The sequence below is a fragment of the Allobosea sp. LjRoot90 genome, assembly GCF_964254315.1.
Lineage (GTDB): Bacteria > Pseudomonadota > Alphaproteobacteria > Rhizobiales > Beijerinckiaceae > Allobosea.
This window is the reverse complement of the sequence record NZ_CAXUTF020000003.1, coordinates 477,379-491,021: the sequence shown is the minus strand read 5'-3', so window position 1 is coordinate 491,021 and position 13,643 is coordinate 477,379. Positions and strand designations below refer to the sequence as shown.

Sequence of the window (13,643 nt, the reverse complement as noted above, 5' to 3'; positions counted from 1 at the left end):
CCATGCCTGCTTTCCGCACCCTCGACGACGCCGATCTCGCCGGCAAGCGCGTCCTCGTCCGTGTCGACCTCAACGTTCCGACGGAGGAGGGGAGGGTCACCGACACCACCCGCATCGACCGCATCCTGCCGACGATCCGCGAGATCGCGCAGAAGGGCGGCAAGGTCATCCTGCTGGCGCATTTCGGCCGACCGAAAGGGCGCGACGACAAGAACAGCCTGCGGCAGGTCGTGCCGGCGCTGGCGCATGCGCTCGGCCAGCCGGTGATCTTCGTCGGTGACTGCATCGGCACGGAGGCGCCGAAAGCGATCGCCGCCGCCAAGAACGGCGAAATCCTGCTGCTCGAGAACACCCGCTTCCACGCCGGCGACGAGGCGAACGATTCCGAATTCGTCAAGGCGCTCGCCGCCAATGGCGACCTCTATGTCAACGATGCCTTCTCGGCTGCCCATCGCGCCCATGCATCAACAGAAGGGCTGGCGCATCTGCTGCCGGCCTATGCCGGGCGCACCATGCAGGCCGAGCTCGAGGCACTCTCCTCCGGCCTCGACAACCCGGCCCGGCCGGTGATGGCGATCGTCGGCGGCGCCAAGGTCTCGACCAAGCTCGAGCTGCTCGGCAACCTCGTCAAGAAGGTCGACGTGCTCGTCATCGGCGGGGGCATGGCCAACACCTTCCTCGCGGCGCGCGGCGTCAATGTCGGCAAGTCGCTCTGCGAGCACGATCTCGCCGGCACCGCCCGCGAGATCGAGGAGAAGGCCAAGGCGGCGGGCTGCGAGATCATTCTGCCGGTCGATGCGCTGGTGGCGCGCGAGTTCAGGGCCAATCCCGGACATCGCGTCGTCTCGATCGCCGAGGTCGGGGCCGACGAGATGATCCTCGATGCCGGCCCGCTCAGCGTCGCCGAGGTCGTGCTCAAGCTCAACACCGTGAAGACGGTGGTCTGGAACGGGCCGTTCGGCGCCTTCGAGCTGCCGCCCTTCGACACGGCGACGGTTGCGGTGGCGCAGGCGGTGGCGGAGCGCGTCCAGGCTGGCAAGCTCGTCGCGGTCGCCGGTGGCGGCGACACGGTCGCGGCGATGAACCATGCCGGCGTCGCCGAGGATCTGACTTATGTCTCGACCGCCGGCGGCGCCTTCCTCGAATGGATGGAAGGCAAAGCGCTGCCCGGCGTTGAGGCGCTGCGGAAGGGGTAAGCGGAACCGCAGCTTACAGTTGCGGAGCGCGATGTTTATGCTATGTTCTCGTGTATGAGCGAGAACGTGCAGACGGCAATGTACGAGATCCTGAAGAAACTTCAGGGCGACATGGCGTCTTTTCGATCCGAGACCAACGACCGCTTTGAGCGGCTCGAAGATCTCGTTCGCAAGCAGCGCCGCGACACGGCCGGTTTGCTCGTCATGGCCAAGGCCGTGACGGGCGATTTCGCCGAGCAGGTTGCGGCGATCGAGGAGCGCGTCAGGGTCCTGGAAGCGCGCGGGCGCTGATCGCATTCACGTTTTTGGCCGTTTCGCTTTGCGTCCGCCACAGTTCGATTCTAAACCCTCCGGATAAAGCAGAGCCCAACCGGAGGATCATCGTGGCCCGCATCACGCTTCGCCAATTGCTCGACCATGCCGCCGAGAACGACTACGGCGTTCCGGCCTTCAACATCAACAACATGGAGCAGGCGCTCGCGATCATGGCCGCGGCGGACGCGACTGACGCGCCGGTGATCATCCAGGCCTCGCGTGGCGCGCGCTCCTACGCCAACGACATCATGCTCAAGCACATGATGGACGCCGTCACCGAGATCTACCCGCACATCCCGGTCTGCGTGCATCTCGACCATGGCAACGAGCCGGCGACCTGCATGACCGCGATCCAGGCCGGCTTCACCTCGGTGATGATGGACGGCTCGCTCAAGGCCGACGGCAAGACCCCGGGCGACTGGGACTACAATGTCGGCGTGACCAAGACCGTCACCGAGATGTCCCATCTCGGCGGCATCTCCGTCGAAGGAGAGCTCGGTGTTTTGGGCTCGCTTGAAAGTGGCGAGGGCGAGAAGGAGGACGGCCACGGCTTCGAGGGCAAGCTCAGCCACGACCAGCTCCTGACCAATCCGGACGAAGCGGTGAAGTTCGTCGCCGAGACCAAGGTCGACGCGCTTGCCATCGCCATGGGCACCTCGCACGGCGCCTACAAATTCACCCGCAAGCCCGACGGCGCGATCCTGGCGATGCACGTCATCGAGGAGATCCACAAGAAGCTGCCGAACATGCACCTTGTCATGCACGGCTCGTCCTCGGTGCCGCAGGACCTGCAGGACGTGATCAACCAGTATGGCGGCAAGATGCCCCAGACCTGGGGCGTGCCGGTCGAGGAGATCCAGCGCGGCATCAAGCATGGCGTGCGCAAGATCAACATCGACACCGACAACCGGATGGCGATGACCGGCCAGATCCGCAAGATTCTCTCCGAGAACCCCGGCGAATTCGATCCGCGCAAGTACCTGAAGCCGGCGATGGAGGCGATGACCGCCCTCTGCAAGAAGCGGCTCGAGGAGTTCAACACCGCCGGCCAGGCCTCGAAGATCAAGCGCGTCATCACGCTGGCGGACATGGCCAAGCGCTACGCCAAGGGCGAGCTCGACCCGACCTTCGGCGCGAAGAAGGCGGCGTGAACCGAGCGGTCAGTCTCGCGAGCTAGTAAAAAAACGCCCGGCTGTGCCGGGCGTTTTCATTTCAGGAAATGGTCGGGCCAAGCCGGGGCAGGACCGGTTGCCAATCGCTCACACGCCGATCTTGCCGCCGCCACGCCTGGTGATCGCTACCACCGAGGGGCGCACCGGCATGTCCGGCTTGAAGTCCGGCCAGCGCGTCGAGAGGTCCTCGTAATAGGAGCGGCGGCCGAAAGCCGGCCAGTCCGGGCCATCGTCGCCCGGATGCTGGACGGCGACGAAGGCCGTCGTATCGTCGGGCGTGAAGCAGGGGCCGCAGAGCTCGGCGCCGTGCGGAACACGGTAGAACAGCTTCGAGGTGCGGCGCGCCTCGCCTTCAGTATCGATGGCCCAGAGGCCGTCGGTGCGTCCGGTCTCCTGCGGGCCGTTGCCGTCGGTCGAGACCCAGAGCCGGCCGGCGGAATCGACCACCGCATTGTCCGGCATGCCGAACCAGCCGTTCTTGCTGGTCTCGGTCGAGAAGCTAGCACCGACTGCGGCGACCGAAGGATCGCCGCATTTCAGCAGCACTTCCCATTTGCCCTTCAGCGCGGTGAAATCGCCGCCGTCCTCGATGATCTCGATGATGTGGCCGAAGGCGTTCTTGGCGCGCGGATTAGCGGCGTCGACCTGGTCGTCCTTGCGGCTGGTGTTGTTGGTCAGCATCACATAGACGCGGCCATTGACGCCGTTGGGGGTGATGTCTTCCGGCCGGTCCATCTTGGTGGCGCCGAGCAGGTCGCCGGCGCGGCGGGTTTCGATCAGCACGTCGGCCTGGCTGCCGAAGCCGTTTGCCGCAGTGAGCGGACCCTGGCCGAAGACCAGCGGCAGCCACTCGACCGTGCCGTCGGCAGCGAACTTCGCGACGTAGAGCGTGCCCGTGTCGAGCAGATCCATGTTGGTAGCGCGATTGTTCGGATCGAAGCGGCCGGCCGTGACGAACTTGTAGACATAGTCGAAGCGCTCGTCGTCGCCGAGATAGGCGACGACGCGGCCGTCCTTGGCGACGATGCTGTCGGCGCCCTCATGCTTGAAGCGGCCGAGTGCTGTACGCTTCTTCGGCACCGAGTTCGGGTCGAACGGATCGACCTCGATCACCCAGCCGAAGCGATTGGGCTCGTTCGGCTCCTTGCCGATATCGAACCGGTCCTCGAAGCGGCCCCATGCATAGGGCGCCGACGGCAGGGCCAGCCGCTTGTAGTTGGCTTCCTCACGATGTCCTTCCGGCAGCTTGCCGGAGAAGTAGCCGTGGAAGTTCTCCTCGCCCGAGACGAAAGTGCCCCAGGGCGTCATCGCGCCCGCGCAGTTATTGAGCGTGCCGAAGACCTTGCGGCCGCTGGAATCGGCATTGGTCTTCACGCGGTCGGAGCCGGCAACGGGACCCGAAAGCTGCATCTCGGTCGCAACAGTGATGCGGCGATTGTACTTGGAGTCTTTCACCAGCGCCCACTTGCCGTCGGTCCGGCGGACCTCGGCGACGGTCGCACCATGTGCCATGGCCTCGATCCGGAAGCGCTCGGGCGTGGCGTTCTTCATCACCGGTTTGCCGTCCTTGATCTCGACGACACCCGGAAACATCAGATGCGGGTTGGTGTATTCGTGATTGACGAAGAGTACGCCATGGGCAGACGGATCGGCCGCGCCCGGCACCGGCAGATAGCCGACAAAGTCGTTATTGTAGCCGAATTGTCTGGCCTGGGCCTCCGGCGTCTGCTTGGCCGGGTCGAAATCCGGCGCGTCTGCGAACAGCGGATCACCCCAGCGCAGGAGCACGTCGGCCTGATAGCCTTCGGCGACATGGTGGTCGGCGTCGACGCCGGCTTCGATCTCCTTGAAGTTGAAAGCAGACACCTTCGCCTGGGCCCTGGCCTCGTCGGCGGTCACCAGCGCGGCTGCGCCGACCGTCGCCGAGATGGCCGAGACGGCGAGCGCGCCCTTGAGCAGGCCGCGGCGCGAGAAGCGCTGGCCGATGAGCTCGCCCATGGTCGGGTTGGCCGAATGGTTCTGCGGCGGAGCGTCGTCATGCTCGAGCATGCTGGCGCCGAAGGTGGATTCGTATTGGATCTCTTCGGCCATGATCGGTCCCCGCTGCCATCTAAACTAGAATGACTCAAAGCTATGAGCCATGCTTGACAGGTCGGTGACGGTAGCCCTTCAGGCGGCGCGGTTCTGCCGGGTCAGGTTGTCGAAGGCTTCGGTCAGGGTTTCGGCCTGGCGCGTCAGCGCCTGGGCGAGGCCGAGCATCTCGCCTACGCCCATGCCGGCGGCCTGGGCGGATTCGTTGACGCTGGCGATCGCGTGCGCGACCTCCTGCGTGCCTTGCGACGCGAAACTGACGCTGCGGGCGATTTCCTGGGTCGCTGCCCGCTGCTCGTCGACGGAACTCGCGATCGTCAGCGTGGTCTGGTCCATGTCGCTGACGAAGCCGACGATGCTCTCGATCGCCTCGACGGCCTCCTGCGTCGCCGCCTGCATGGCCGGAACCTGGGCCGCGATCTCGTCGGTCGCCTTGGCGGTGCGGGCGGACAGCTGTTTCACCTCTTGTGCGACCACGGCGAAGCCCCGCCCCGCCTCACCGGCGCGCGCCGCCTCGATCGTTGCGTTGAGGGCAAGCAGATTGGTCTGTGCGGCGATGTCGCGGATCAGGTCGACGATGGAGCCGATCGTCTGCGCCGATTGTGCGAGCCCCTTGACGATCGCCTCGGTTCGCAACGCTGCCTGGCTGGCATCGTGCGCCTTGGTCGTGGCGCGGGCGACTTCCTCGGAAATCTGGCTGAGCGAGATGGAAAGCTCCTCAGCGGCGCTGGCGACGCTGGCGACATTGTCGGAAGCCTCGTCCGACGCCCGGGCGGCTGCAACGGCCTGCGTGCCGGTCTCCTTGACGATGCCGTTCATCGTATGCGCCGTCGCCTCGACGACACGGGCGCTACCGGTCACGGCGCCGACCACGTCGCGAACCGTGACCTCGAAAGCCGAGATCTCGCTCTGGATACTCGCGCGACTTTGCCGCTGGACATGCGAATAGATCTCGAGCAGCAGCTCGAGATCGAGCTGCACCGCCTTCTGCAGGGCGGCGCGCAGCGCGATGCGGCGGTTGTATTCCTTCGCCTGCCAGAAATGGCTGAGCTTGGCGAGGCCGTCGCGCAGCAGGCCGAGCTCGGCACCGATCGCATTGCCGACGATGGCGTGACAGATCGCGACGGCATGGGCGGGAACGCCGTTGTCGTTGAAGGCGCCGGCAAGGGCGTGCGCCGATTGCAGATATCCGTCATCGAGCTCGCCCGACACCAGCCGGATCCAGTGCGCGAGCCTGAGCTCGTGCACCTCCGGCCGCTGCATCGCGCTCAGGATTTCGGGCCAGGCCTCGAAATGCTCATGCAGCTCGGCCAGCAAGATCGGCAGGCGTCGGCGTGCGAACTCCGCCTGCTGCCGCAGCAGGTCGATGTCGATGGCGTCGATCCGAAAGGTCCGCAGGCGCGCCGCGTGCTCGGCGATGGCGTTAGTCATGCGCGCTGCGTTCGTTTCCGCTAGTGGGCCTGCCCACGACATTGCTGCAGGTTCGCGAATAAACGCTTAAGCATGAGCGCGCCGGAAACGCTGCCGCCGCGCTTGCCTCGCGCCGAGCCGGCTGAGTATAAGCCGGCCGGCGCATAACAGCGGAGATTTGGGCGTATGGCCGGCCATTCACAGTTCAAGAACATCATGCACCGCAAGGGCAAGCAGGACGCGGTGCGCTCCAAGCTGTTCTCGAAACTGGGCCGCGAAATCACCGTCGCCGCCAAATTGGGCATGCCCGACCCGAACATGAATCCGCGCCTGCGCATGGCGGTGCTGGCGGCGCGGGCCGAGAACATGCCGAAGGACAATATCGAGCGCGCGATCAAGAAGGCGCTCGGTGGCGAGGGCGATAACTATGACGAGGTCCGCTACGAGGGCTATGGACCTGGCGGCGCCGCTGTGATCGTCGAGGCGCTGACCGACAACCGCAACCGCACGGCTTCGGCGGTGCGCTCCTACTTCACCAAGTCCGGCGGAGCGATGGGCGAGAGCAACTCGGTCTCGTTCATGTTCAATCGCGTCGGCGAGGTCAGCTACCCCGCCGAAGCCGGCGATGCCGACAAGGTGATGGAGGCGGCGATCGAGGCCGGCGCCGACGACGTGATCAGTGACGAGAACGGCCACACCATCCTGTGCGCCTTCGATGCGCTCAACGAGGTCTCTAAGGCGCTCGAAGGCACGCTCGGCGCGCCGGCCTCGGCCAAGCCGGTCTGGAGACCGACCACCACGACGCCGCTCGACGAGGAGAAAGCTGCGTCGATGATGCGGCTGATGGAGGCGCTCGACAATGACGACGACGTCCAGAACGTCTTCGCCAATTTCGAGATCGCCGACGAGGTGATGGCCAAGCTCGGCGGCTGAGTTCAGCGCCCGACCAGCCCGTCCCAAAACGGTAAGCTGACGAGCGCGCTCAGGAAGATCGTCAGATAGGCGATGCGGCGGAAGGTCTGTTCGGACGCCAGGCCGAAGGCATGGGTGCCGAGCCAGAGGCCGGCGCCATAGACGGCGAAGAGCGGCAGCGCCATCACCAGCGAGGTGAAGGTGATGATAGCCTTCGCCCATAAGACCGCGCCGCTGACCACGGTGCTCAGCCCGAAATAGGTCTGCATATTGGCGCGCGTCTTGTGCCGATCGTTGCGCTGGGCGCCGAGCCAGAACACGGCGAGCGGCATGCCGCCGATGCTGGCGAGGCCGTTGCACAGGCCCGATGCCGCGCCGACGCCGAGCGAGAGCGGGATGCCGGGCTTGCCGTGGTAGCGCCAGCCCGAGGCCATCAGCAGGACGGCGGCGAGCACGAGCAGCGCCAGCAGCCAGCGCATGGTCTCGCGATCGAGCCAGGTGAGCAGGGCGATACCGAGCGGAAGGGTCAGCGTCGCGGTGATCAGGAGCGGGATGACCTCGCTCCATTCCGCCCGCTTTGCCGAGCGCGCCGCCAGCGGCAGGGCAAAGGGCAGGTCGATCACCCAGATCAGGCCGAGCGCCGCGACCGGGCCGAGCACGATCGAGGCCAGCGGCATGAACACCATGGCGAAGCCGAAGCCGGTGAAGCCGCGGATCAGCCCGCCGAGCAAGGTCGCGGCGACCAGGACGGCGATGCCGTCGAGCGAGACACCGGGAAAGAGCGAAATCAGGAGGTTTGTCATTGGAACGCCGGGGAAGGATTTTCTACCTTCACGCAAGGCGTCGGCCGATCAACCCCTGTTGCAGTGATGGCGGCGATGAGTGTTGCTCATCGATGGTGTGAGCCACGTCCCTGCCTTCCGTGCTGTTTCTGAACCGGCGGGTGTTTCGCGCCTGTCAGGGCCGCGACAGGCTGCTGGGCCAGATACCTTACAAAACTTTAATACAGCCTGTCATTGCGCGTTCATCTTGGCGGTCCTAGCGTTTTCCAGCTGCGAGACCTCCCGGGATGTTCCGCCTGGCCGACGCTGCACCAACCTGACCCCACAGGGGGATAGCGATCATGACACGCACCAGATTTGCACTTGCCGCCGGGCTCTTCGCACTGACCGGCAGTTTCATGCTCCAGACATCGTCGCCGGCGCTCGCGCTGACGATGAAGGAGTGCAGCACCAAGTACAACGCCGCCAAGGCCGGCAATACGCTGGCCGGACAGTCGTGGAACGATTTCCGCAAGGCGCAGTGCGGTGACGCGGCTGCTCCCACCGCGGCAACCCCCGCCGCGACGACTGCTCCCACAGCCCCTGCCAAGCCTGTTGCCAGCGCCCCTGCCAAGCCCGCGGCCGCTGCGGCCGGCAATGCCATGTTCCCGAGCAAGGTCGATCCGAAATACTCGACCCTGTCGGCTGGCAAGCAGCGCTTCAAGACCTGCAACGACCAGTACAACGCCAACAAGGCCAATGGCGGGAATGGCGAGCTGAAGTGGATCCAGAAGGGTGGCGGCTACTACAGCCAGTGCAACACCCGACTGAAGGGCGCCTGAGCAAAGCGTTCCCAGTTTGTGTCACAAGATTGGGCCGAGGCCCGTGCCTCGGTCCTGGCGCGCCAATGGGGTGCGCCGGAGCCCGATCGGGAATAGCGTGCGCGCATGTCCGATCCGATTCGCATTCTCGGCCTCGATCCCGGTCTCAGGAAGACCGGCTGGGGCCTCATCGTCAGCGAGGGGACGAAACTTTCCTTTGTCGCCTGCGGCGTGGTCGAGAGCGACGAGAAGCAGTCGCTCGCCGAACGGCTGCGGCAACTGCATGACGGCATCGCCGGCGTGATCGCGCGGCATGTGCCGCAGGAGGTCGCGGTCGAGGAGACCTTCGTCAACCGCGATCCGCAATCAGCCTTGAAGCTCGGTCAGGCGCGCGGCATCGCGCTGGTCGTGCCGGCGCTGGCTGGGCTCGATGTGGCGGAGTACGCCGCCAATCTGGTGAAGAAGACCGTGGTCGGCGTTGGCCATGCCGACAAGAAGCAGGTGCAGGCGATGATCCGCGTGCTGCTGCCCAAGGCCGAGACGCGCAGCGCTGATGCGGCGGACGCGCTCGCTGTCGCGATCTGCCATTCGCAGCATCGCGGCGCCAGGGCGCTGCTGGCGCAGTATCAACTGCGGAAGGCGTAGAGCTCGGCGTCCGGATCGCCCTTGCCGAGGAGGCCGGACCGAACGATTTCGGCACCGATGCGGCTATAGGTGATGCCGTTGCCGCCGAAGCCCATCACCGTCCAGCAATTCCTGAGATCCGGCATCTGGCCGATGGTCGGCAGGCCGGTCGTCGAGGCCCCGAACGTGCCGGTCCAGGCATAGTCGGCCTCAGTCGAGACCTCGGACAGGAGCTTGCCGAGCTTGCGCTGGATGGCTTTTGTCTTCTGGTCGATCAGCGCGTCGCGCTTGTCCTCGTCGACGAAGTCCTCGTCCTCGCCGCCGCAGATAATGCGGCCGTCGCGGGTCGTGCGCATGTAAAGATAAGGGTCGGATGCCTCCCAGATGAAGCAGCATCGTGGCCAGAGGCTGCGTTTCTGGGGTGCGGTGGCGATGGCCCAGGTCGAGAGCACGCCATGCCCCTTCGGCATCTCGCCGAAGGGCAATTCGTAGCCGGTGCAGAAGACAAGATGGCGGCAGCGGATGCGGTGGCCGTCCTTGGTGCGCAGGCTGACCGAGCGCGGCTTGGCGTCGAGGTCGACGATCTCGACCGGCCAGGCGAGGCGGGCGCCGCGGGCGATCGCGGCGCGGAGGAAGCCGGTGGCGAGCTGCACCGGATCGGCTTCGAGATTGTCGTAGCCCAGCAGGGCCGCCTCGCGATCGATGCCGAAGCGCTTCTTCAGTGTCGCGGCATTGAGCAAGGCGGTTTCCAGCCCGGCATGGCGGCGGGCTTCCCCCTCACGGGCCAAGCCGCCGGCATCGAGCACGTCACCGGCCAGATAAAGCGAGTCGCGGCGGGTGACGGGAGCGATCGATAGCGCCTCGATCCGTGCCCCGAGCCCATCGATGGCGAGCCGCGAGCGGCGCCAGGCGCGGATGGCGGCCTCCTCGCCGATCTGGCGCGTCAGCTTGGTCAGGGGTTGGTCGATCTCGTATTGCAGCAGGGCGGTGCTCGCCGGCGTCGAGCCGCGCACCGGCCCGCGGCGGTCGACGACCAGCACGCTGAAGCCAACCTCGCTCAACGCGTCGGCCTGCATTGCGCCGGAGATGCCGGCGCCGATGATGACGACGTCGCTCTGCGTATCCTCGGTGATGCCTTGCCTCGGAAAGCGCGGTGGCCGCTCGCCCTGCCAGACCGAGCGCCCGGTCCGCAGGTTCCTCGCTTTCGTCAGCACGTGCTCACACCCTCCATATCGTCGGTGGAGAACGCATGATCGCCACGAATGATCCGATCTGGCGGCGGGCTACCGCCATGCTAACAGGAAGCATGATCGGAAAGCTCAAGGGCCTCATCGATTCGTATGGCGAGGACTTCGTCATCGTCGACGTGCAGGGCGTCGGCTATGTCGTGCAGTGCTCATCGCGCACGCTGCAGCGCTTGCCCAAGGTCGGCGAGGCGGCGGCCCTGTCGATCGAGACGCATGTCCGCGAGGACGCGATCCGGCTCTACGGCTTCATGTCGGACAATGAGCGCGACTGGTTCAGGCTGATGCAGATGGTGCAGGGGGTCGGCGCCAAGGTCGCTCTCGCCATCCTGTCGACGTTCGAGCCCGGCGCGCTCGCGACCGCGATTGCCAGCAACGACAAGGCGGCCGTGGCGCGCGCCCCCGGCGTCGGCCCCAAGCTCGCCCAGCGCATTTGTGCCGAGCTGAAGGACAAGGCGCCGGCCTTCGGCCATGTCGACCCGGCGATCGCGCAGCTCTCCGGTGCGCTCGAGGACAGGAAACTGCCGCCGCCGGTGGCAGACGCGATCTCGGCGCTCACCAATCTCGGCTACCAGCAGGCGCAGGCGGTTGCGGCGGTCGCGGCTGCATCGCGTACGGCAGGCGAGGGGGCCGGCACGGCGCAACTGATCCGGCTCGGGCTGAAGGAGCTTGCCAAGTGAAGAACGGTCCGACGGTGATCTTCCGGGAGATCGCCGACAAGTCGGCGTTCCTTGCGCTGATGATGCGGCACTGGGGCTCGCATCGCATGGTGATCGGCCTGAAGCTCTACGATTGCGCCGAATTGCCTTTGCTCGGCATGTTCACGGCCGAAGGCGAGCTTCTGGCGGTGGCGAGCTGGGCCCATGACGGCGAGCTTGCGGTGCTGTGCGCCTTGCATTCCCTGAAAGAGGGGGAGGGCGCCGCGTCGCGCATGCTCGAGGCGGTGAAGGCGGCAGCGCGCGCCGCCGGCGCGGTCAAGCTCAGGGCGATGCTGACCAATGACAACATGCCGGCCCTGGCCTTCTATCAGAAGCACGGCTTCCGCTTCTCCGGGCTCTATGTCGAGGCGATCGACGCCTATCGTTCGGTGATTCCGACGATCATCAAGATCGGCTACCAGGACATTCCGGTGCACGACGCGCTGGAGCTGGAGATCGCGTTGTGAGTGACCCGAAGCGGCCCGGCCTGATGACGTCGGACAAGCGCGACGACGACAGCGAGACCTCGCTGCGGCCGCTTTCGCTTGCCGACTTCACCGGTCAGGCGGCGGCGCGGGCGAACCTCCAGGTCTTCATCAATGCGGCGAAGTCGCGCGGTGACGCGCTCGACCATGTCCTGTTCGTCGGGCCGCCGGGGCTGGGCAAGACCACGCTGGCGCAGATCGTGGCGCGCGAGCTCGGCGTCAGCTTCCGCTCGACCTCGGGGCCGGTCATCGCCAAGGCCGGCGACCTTGCGGCGCAGCTCACCAATCTCGAAGAGCGCGACGTGCTCTTCATCGACGAGATCCACCGCCTCAATCCCGCGGTCGAGGAGATCCTCTACCCGGCGATGGAGGACTACCAGCTCGACCTGATCATCGGCGAGGGGCCGGCAGCGCGCTCGGTCAAGATCGACCTGCCTAAGTTCACGCTCGTCGGCGCCACCACCCGCGCCGGCCTGTTGACGACGCCGCTGCGCGACCGTTTCGGCATCCCGATCCGGCTGCAGTTCTACACGGTCGAGGAATTGCAGAGCATTGTCGCGCGTGGCGCGCGGGTGCTCGGCGTGCCGATGTCGGATGACGGGGCGAACGAGATTGCGCGCCGCGCGCGCGGGACGCCGCGTATCGCCGGCCGGCTGCTCAGACGGGTGCGCGACTTCGCCATCGTCGATGGCGATGCGATTGTCACCCGCAAGGTCGCCGACAAGGCACTCGGCCTGCTCGATGTCGATGCCATCGGCCTCGACCAGATGGACCGGCGCTATCTCACCACTGTCGCGATCAATTTCGGCGGTGGCCCGGTCGGGATCGAGACCATCGCCGCCTCGCTCTCCGAGCCGCGCGACGCGATCGAGGAGATCATCGAGCCCTTCCTGCTGCAGCAGGGCTTCATCCAGCGCACGCCCCGGGGGCGGTTGCTGACACCGCACGCCTTCCGCCATCTGGGCATGCCGGAGCCGAACCGGGAGGCAGCGCAGTTCGGCCTATTCGGGGATGAGGGCGAAGATTGAGTTTGGGCCTGCAGGCGGGGCCCTGCATTTGAATGATGCGGGGCAGGCGTGATCGTGATGTTGTCCAGGCCGAGACGCGAGCCTGGGAGAAACTCATGCGGTATGCGCTTGTGGCGGCCGGCCTGATGCTGGCATCCGTGCTTGGCCATGCCGCCGAGCCCACGCCCGACGCCACAGTGCGCAAGGCCTACGAGATCACGCAGAAGACCTTGGACGGTGGCGGTGAGCCGCCCTGGCGCCCGCCGCATCGCGACGGCCTGATGAGCAAGAGCCTCGCGGCGCTGTTCGCCCGCGACGACCGCTATCAGGACGAGAGCGGCGATATCGGCCATGTCGGCGCCGATCCGTTCATCCAGGGCCAGGACGGCGAGGTGAAAAGTCTTAGGGTCACGGTCACCCAGGCTCCGGCCGCCGGCAAGGCGCTGGTGACGGCGAGCTTCCGCAGCTTCGGCAAGGCGATGTCGGTGCCGTTCCGCATGATCGAGGAAGGCGGCGGCTGGCGCATCGACGATATCGGCGCTGGCCGCAATTCGGTGCGGCGCGAGCTGGCGCAGCCCTATGATTGCGGCTCCTTCATGGGCAAGCCCTGCAAGCGCTGACGCCTGCTCAATGAAGCGTGGCTTTCTGGCTTCGTTCGGCGTTCGCGGTCCTTCCTGGCGGCGGTGAGTGGCCGTTCCGGACGCTCGTTTTCGCGACCTTGCTCGCTGGCCGGTCAACATGGCCGGTCTCTGCCCGCTCCTTCTTCTCCTTCAGCTCCCGACGCGTCTTGGCGCGCTGGGTGGCCTGCTTCAGCTTACGCATCGCGGTCTCCGTCTCGCTCTCAAGCTGGAACGAGGGGAGCCGCATCCGGTTCCGGCGGGCGCGTCGCGGTTGTTCGTGTGGGGCA

The 13,643-nt window shown here is 66.2% G+C and carries 15 protein-coding genes; 10 read left to right on the top strand and 5 right to left on the bottom strand.

Annotated elements, in window-relative coordinates; all coding sequences use genetic code 11:
• Positions 1-2: 2 nt before the first annotated feature.
• From ACSQ3M_RS14450 to fba, 3 genes are all read left to right on the top strand, one after another.
• Positions 3-1,196, top strand: coding sequence for a phosphoglycerate kinase (locus ACSQ3M_RS14450; RefSeq protein WP_436150761.1), 1,194 nt, complete (start codon positions 3-5; stop codon positions 1,194-1,196).
• Between the two features lie 54 nt (positions 1,197-1,250).
• Positions 1,251-1,487, top strand: coding sequence for a hypothetical protein (locus ACSQ3M_RS14445; protein ID WP_436150760.1), 237 nt, complete (start codon positions 1,251-1,253; stop codon positions 1,485-1,487).
• A gap of 92 nt (positions 1,488-1,579) precedes the next feature.
• Complete coding sequence (fba, locus tag ACSQ3M_RS14440; protein WP_126115974.1) at positions 1,580-2,662, top strand: class II fructose-bisphosphate aldolase; 1,083 nt, start codon at positions 1,580-1,582, stop codon at positions 2,660-2,662.
• 108 nt (positions 2,663-2,770) lie between these two features.
• Here the strand turns inward: fba and ACSQ3M_RS14435 are convergent, their stop codons facing one another.
• Positions 2,771-4,774: a PhoX family protein gene (locus tag ACSQ3M_RS14435; protein ID WP_436150759.1), complete on the bottom strand. Its 2,004-nt coding sequence runs from the start codon at positions 4,772-4,774 to the stop codon at positions 2,771-2,773.
• A 78-nt stretch (positions 4,775-4,852) separates the two neighbouring features.
• Positions 4,853-6,205 (bottom strand): methyl-accepting chemotaxis protein, encoded by a 1,353-nt coding sequence (locus ACSQ3M_RS14430; RefSeq protein ID WP_436150758.1) that lies wholly within the window; start codon positions 6,203-6,205, stop codon positions 4,853-4,855.
• A gap of 165 nt (positions 6,206-6,370) precedes the next feature.
• On the opposite strand from ACSQ3M_RS14430, the gene ACSQ3M_RS14425 reads away from it, so the two are divergent.
• Positions 6,371-7,117, top strand: coding sequence for a YebC/PmpR family DNA-binding transcriptional regulator (locus ACSQ3M_RS14425; RefSeq protein ID WP_436150757.1), 747 nt, complete (start codon positions 6,371-6,373; stop codon positions 7,115-7,117).
• A 2-nt stretch (positions 7,118-7,119) separates the two neighbouring features.
• Here the strand turns inward: ACSQ3M_RS14425 and ACSQ3M_RS14420 are convergent, their stop codons facing one another.
• On the bottom strand, positions 7,120-7,899 hold the full coding sequence (locus tag ACSQ3M_RS14420; RefSeq protein ID WP_436150756.1) for a sulfite exporter TauE/SafE family protein: 780 nt from the start codon (positions 7,897-7,899) through the stop codon (positions 7,120-7,122).
• A gap of 320 nt (positions 7,900-8,219) precedes the next feature.
• Between ACSQ3M_RS14420 and ACSQ3M_RS14415 the strand changes: the two genes are divergently transcribed.
• Together ACSQ3M_RS14415 and ruvC are read left to right on the top strand one after the other, a co-directional pair.
• A complete protein-coding gene (locus tag ACSQ3M_RS14415) occupies positions 8,220-8,699 on the top strand; it encodes a hypothetical protein (RefSeq protein ID WP_436150755.1) in 480 nt (159 codons plus the stop codon).
• Between the two features lie 105 nt (positions 8,700-8,804).
• A complete protein-coding gene (gene ruvC, locus ACSQ3M_RS14410; RefSeq protein ID WP_436150754.1) occupies positions 8,805-9,323 on the top strand; it encodes a crossover junction endodeoxyribonuclease RuvC in 519 nt (172 codons plus the stop codon).
• Here ruvC and ACSQ3M_RS14405 read toward each other — a convergent pair.
• A complete protein-coding gene (locus ACSQ3M_RS14405; RefSeq protein ID WP_436150753.1) occupies positions 9,305-10,516 on the bottom strand; it encodes an NAD(P)/FAD-dependent oxidoreductase in 1,212 nt (403 codons plus the stop codon). The two genes, ruvC and ACSQ3M_RS14405, sit on opposite strands and share 19 nt — an antisense overlap.
• Positions 10,517-10,608: 92 nt before the next feature.
• On the opposite strand from ACSQ3M_RS14405, the gene ruvA reads away from it, so the two are divergent.
• From ruvA to ACSQ3M_RS14385, 4 genes are all read left to right on the top strand, one after another.
• A complete protein-coding gene (ruvA, locus tag ACSQ3M_RS14400; protein ID WP_436150752.1) occupies positions 10,609-11,226 on the top strand; it encodes a Holliday junction branch migration protein RuvA in 618 nt (205 codons plus the stop codon).
• The gene (locus ACSQ3M_RS14395) at positions 11,223-11,711 is read left to right on the top strand and encodes a GNAT family N-acetyltransferase (protein ID WP_436150751.1); all 489 of its coding nucleotides are present in this window, start codon (positions 11,223-11,225) and stop codon (positions 11,709-11,711) included. Before ruvA ends, ACSQ3M_RS14395 begins: the two co-directional genes overlap by 4 nt.
• 23 nt (positions 11,712-11,734) lie before the next feature.
• Entirely contained in the window at positions 11,735-12,757 is a 1,023-nt protein-coding gene (gene ruvB, locus ACSQ3M_RS14390; RefSeq protein ID WP_436150973.1) for a Holliday junction branch migration DNA helicase RuvB, read from the top strand.
• Between the two features lie 95 nt (positions 12,758-12,852).
• A complete protein-coding gene (locus tag ACSQ3M_RS14385) occupies positions 12,853-13,356 on the top strand; it encodes a DUF3828 domain-containing protein (protein ID WP_436150750.1) in 504 nt (167 codons plus the stop codon).
• 7 nt (positions 13,357-13,363) lie between these two features.
• Here the strand turns inward: ACSQ3M_RS14385 and ACSQ3M_RS14380 are convergent, their stop codons facing one another.
• Positions 13,364-13,558: a hypothetical protein gene (locus ACSQ3M_RS14380; protein WP_436150749.1), complete on the bottom strand. Its 195-nt coding sequence runs from the start codon at positions 13,556-13,558 to the stop codon at positions 13,364-13,366.
• Positions 13,559-13,643: the final 85 nt, after the last annotated feature.

What these genes read in the sequence shown, in the direction of transcription:
- ACSQ3M_RS14420 (WP_436150756.1), bottom strand. Translation starts at nt 7,899, where the DNA reads ATGACAAACCTCCTGATTTCGCTCTTTCCCGGTGTCTCGCTCGACGGC.
- ruvA (WP_436150752.1), top strand. Translation starts at nt 10,609, where the DNA reads ATGATCGGAAAGCTCAAGGGCCTCATCGATTCGTATGGCGAGGACTTC.
- ACSQ3M_RS14380 (WP_436150749.1), bottom strand. Translation starts at nt 13,558, where the DNA reads ATGCGTAAGCTGAAGCAGGCCACCCAGCGCGCCAAGACGCGTCGGGAG.
- ACSQ3M_RS14425 (WP_436150757.1), top strand. Translation starts at nt 6,371, where the DNA reads ATGGCCGGCCATTCACAGTTCAAGAACATCATGCACCGCAAGGGCAAG.
- ACSQ3M_RS14445 (WP_436150760.1), top strand. Translation starts at nt 1,251, where the DNA reads ATGAGCGAGAACGTGCAGACGGCAATGTACGAGATCCTGAAGAAACTT.
- ACSQ3M_RS14415 (WP_436150755.1), top strand. Translation starts at nt 8,220, where the DNA reads ATGACACGCACCAGATTTGCACTTGCCGCCGGGCTCTTCGCACTGACC.
- ACSQ3M_RS14430 (WP_436150758.1), bottom strand. Translation starts at nt 6,205, where the DNA reads ATGACTAACGCCATCGCCGAGCACGCGGCGCGCCTGCGGACCTTTCGG.
- ACSQ3M_RS14435 (WP_436150759.1), bottom strand. Translation starts at nt 4,774, where the DNA reads ATGGCCGAAGAGATCCAATACGAATCCACCTTCGGCGCCAGCATGCTC.
- ruvC (WP_436150754.1), top strand. Translation starts at nt 8,805, where the DNA reads ATGTCCGATCCGATTCGCATTCTCGGCCTCGATCCCGGTCTCAGGAAG.
- ACSQ3M_RS14385 (WP_436150750.1), top strand. Translation starts at nt 12,853, where the DNA reads ATGCGGTATGCGCTTGTGGCGGCCGGCCTGATGCTGGCATCCGTGCTT.
- ACSQ3M_RS14450 (WP_436150761.1), top strand. Translation starts at nt 3, where the DNA reads ATGCCTGCTTTCCGCACCCTCGACGACGCCGATCTCGCCGGCAAGCGC.
- ruvB (WP_436150973.1), top strand. Translation starts at nt 11,735, where the DNA reads ATGACGTCGGACAAGCGCGACGACGACAGCGAGACCTCGCTGCGGCCG.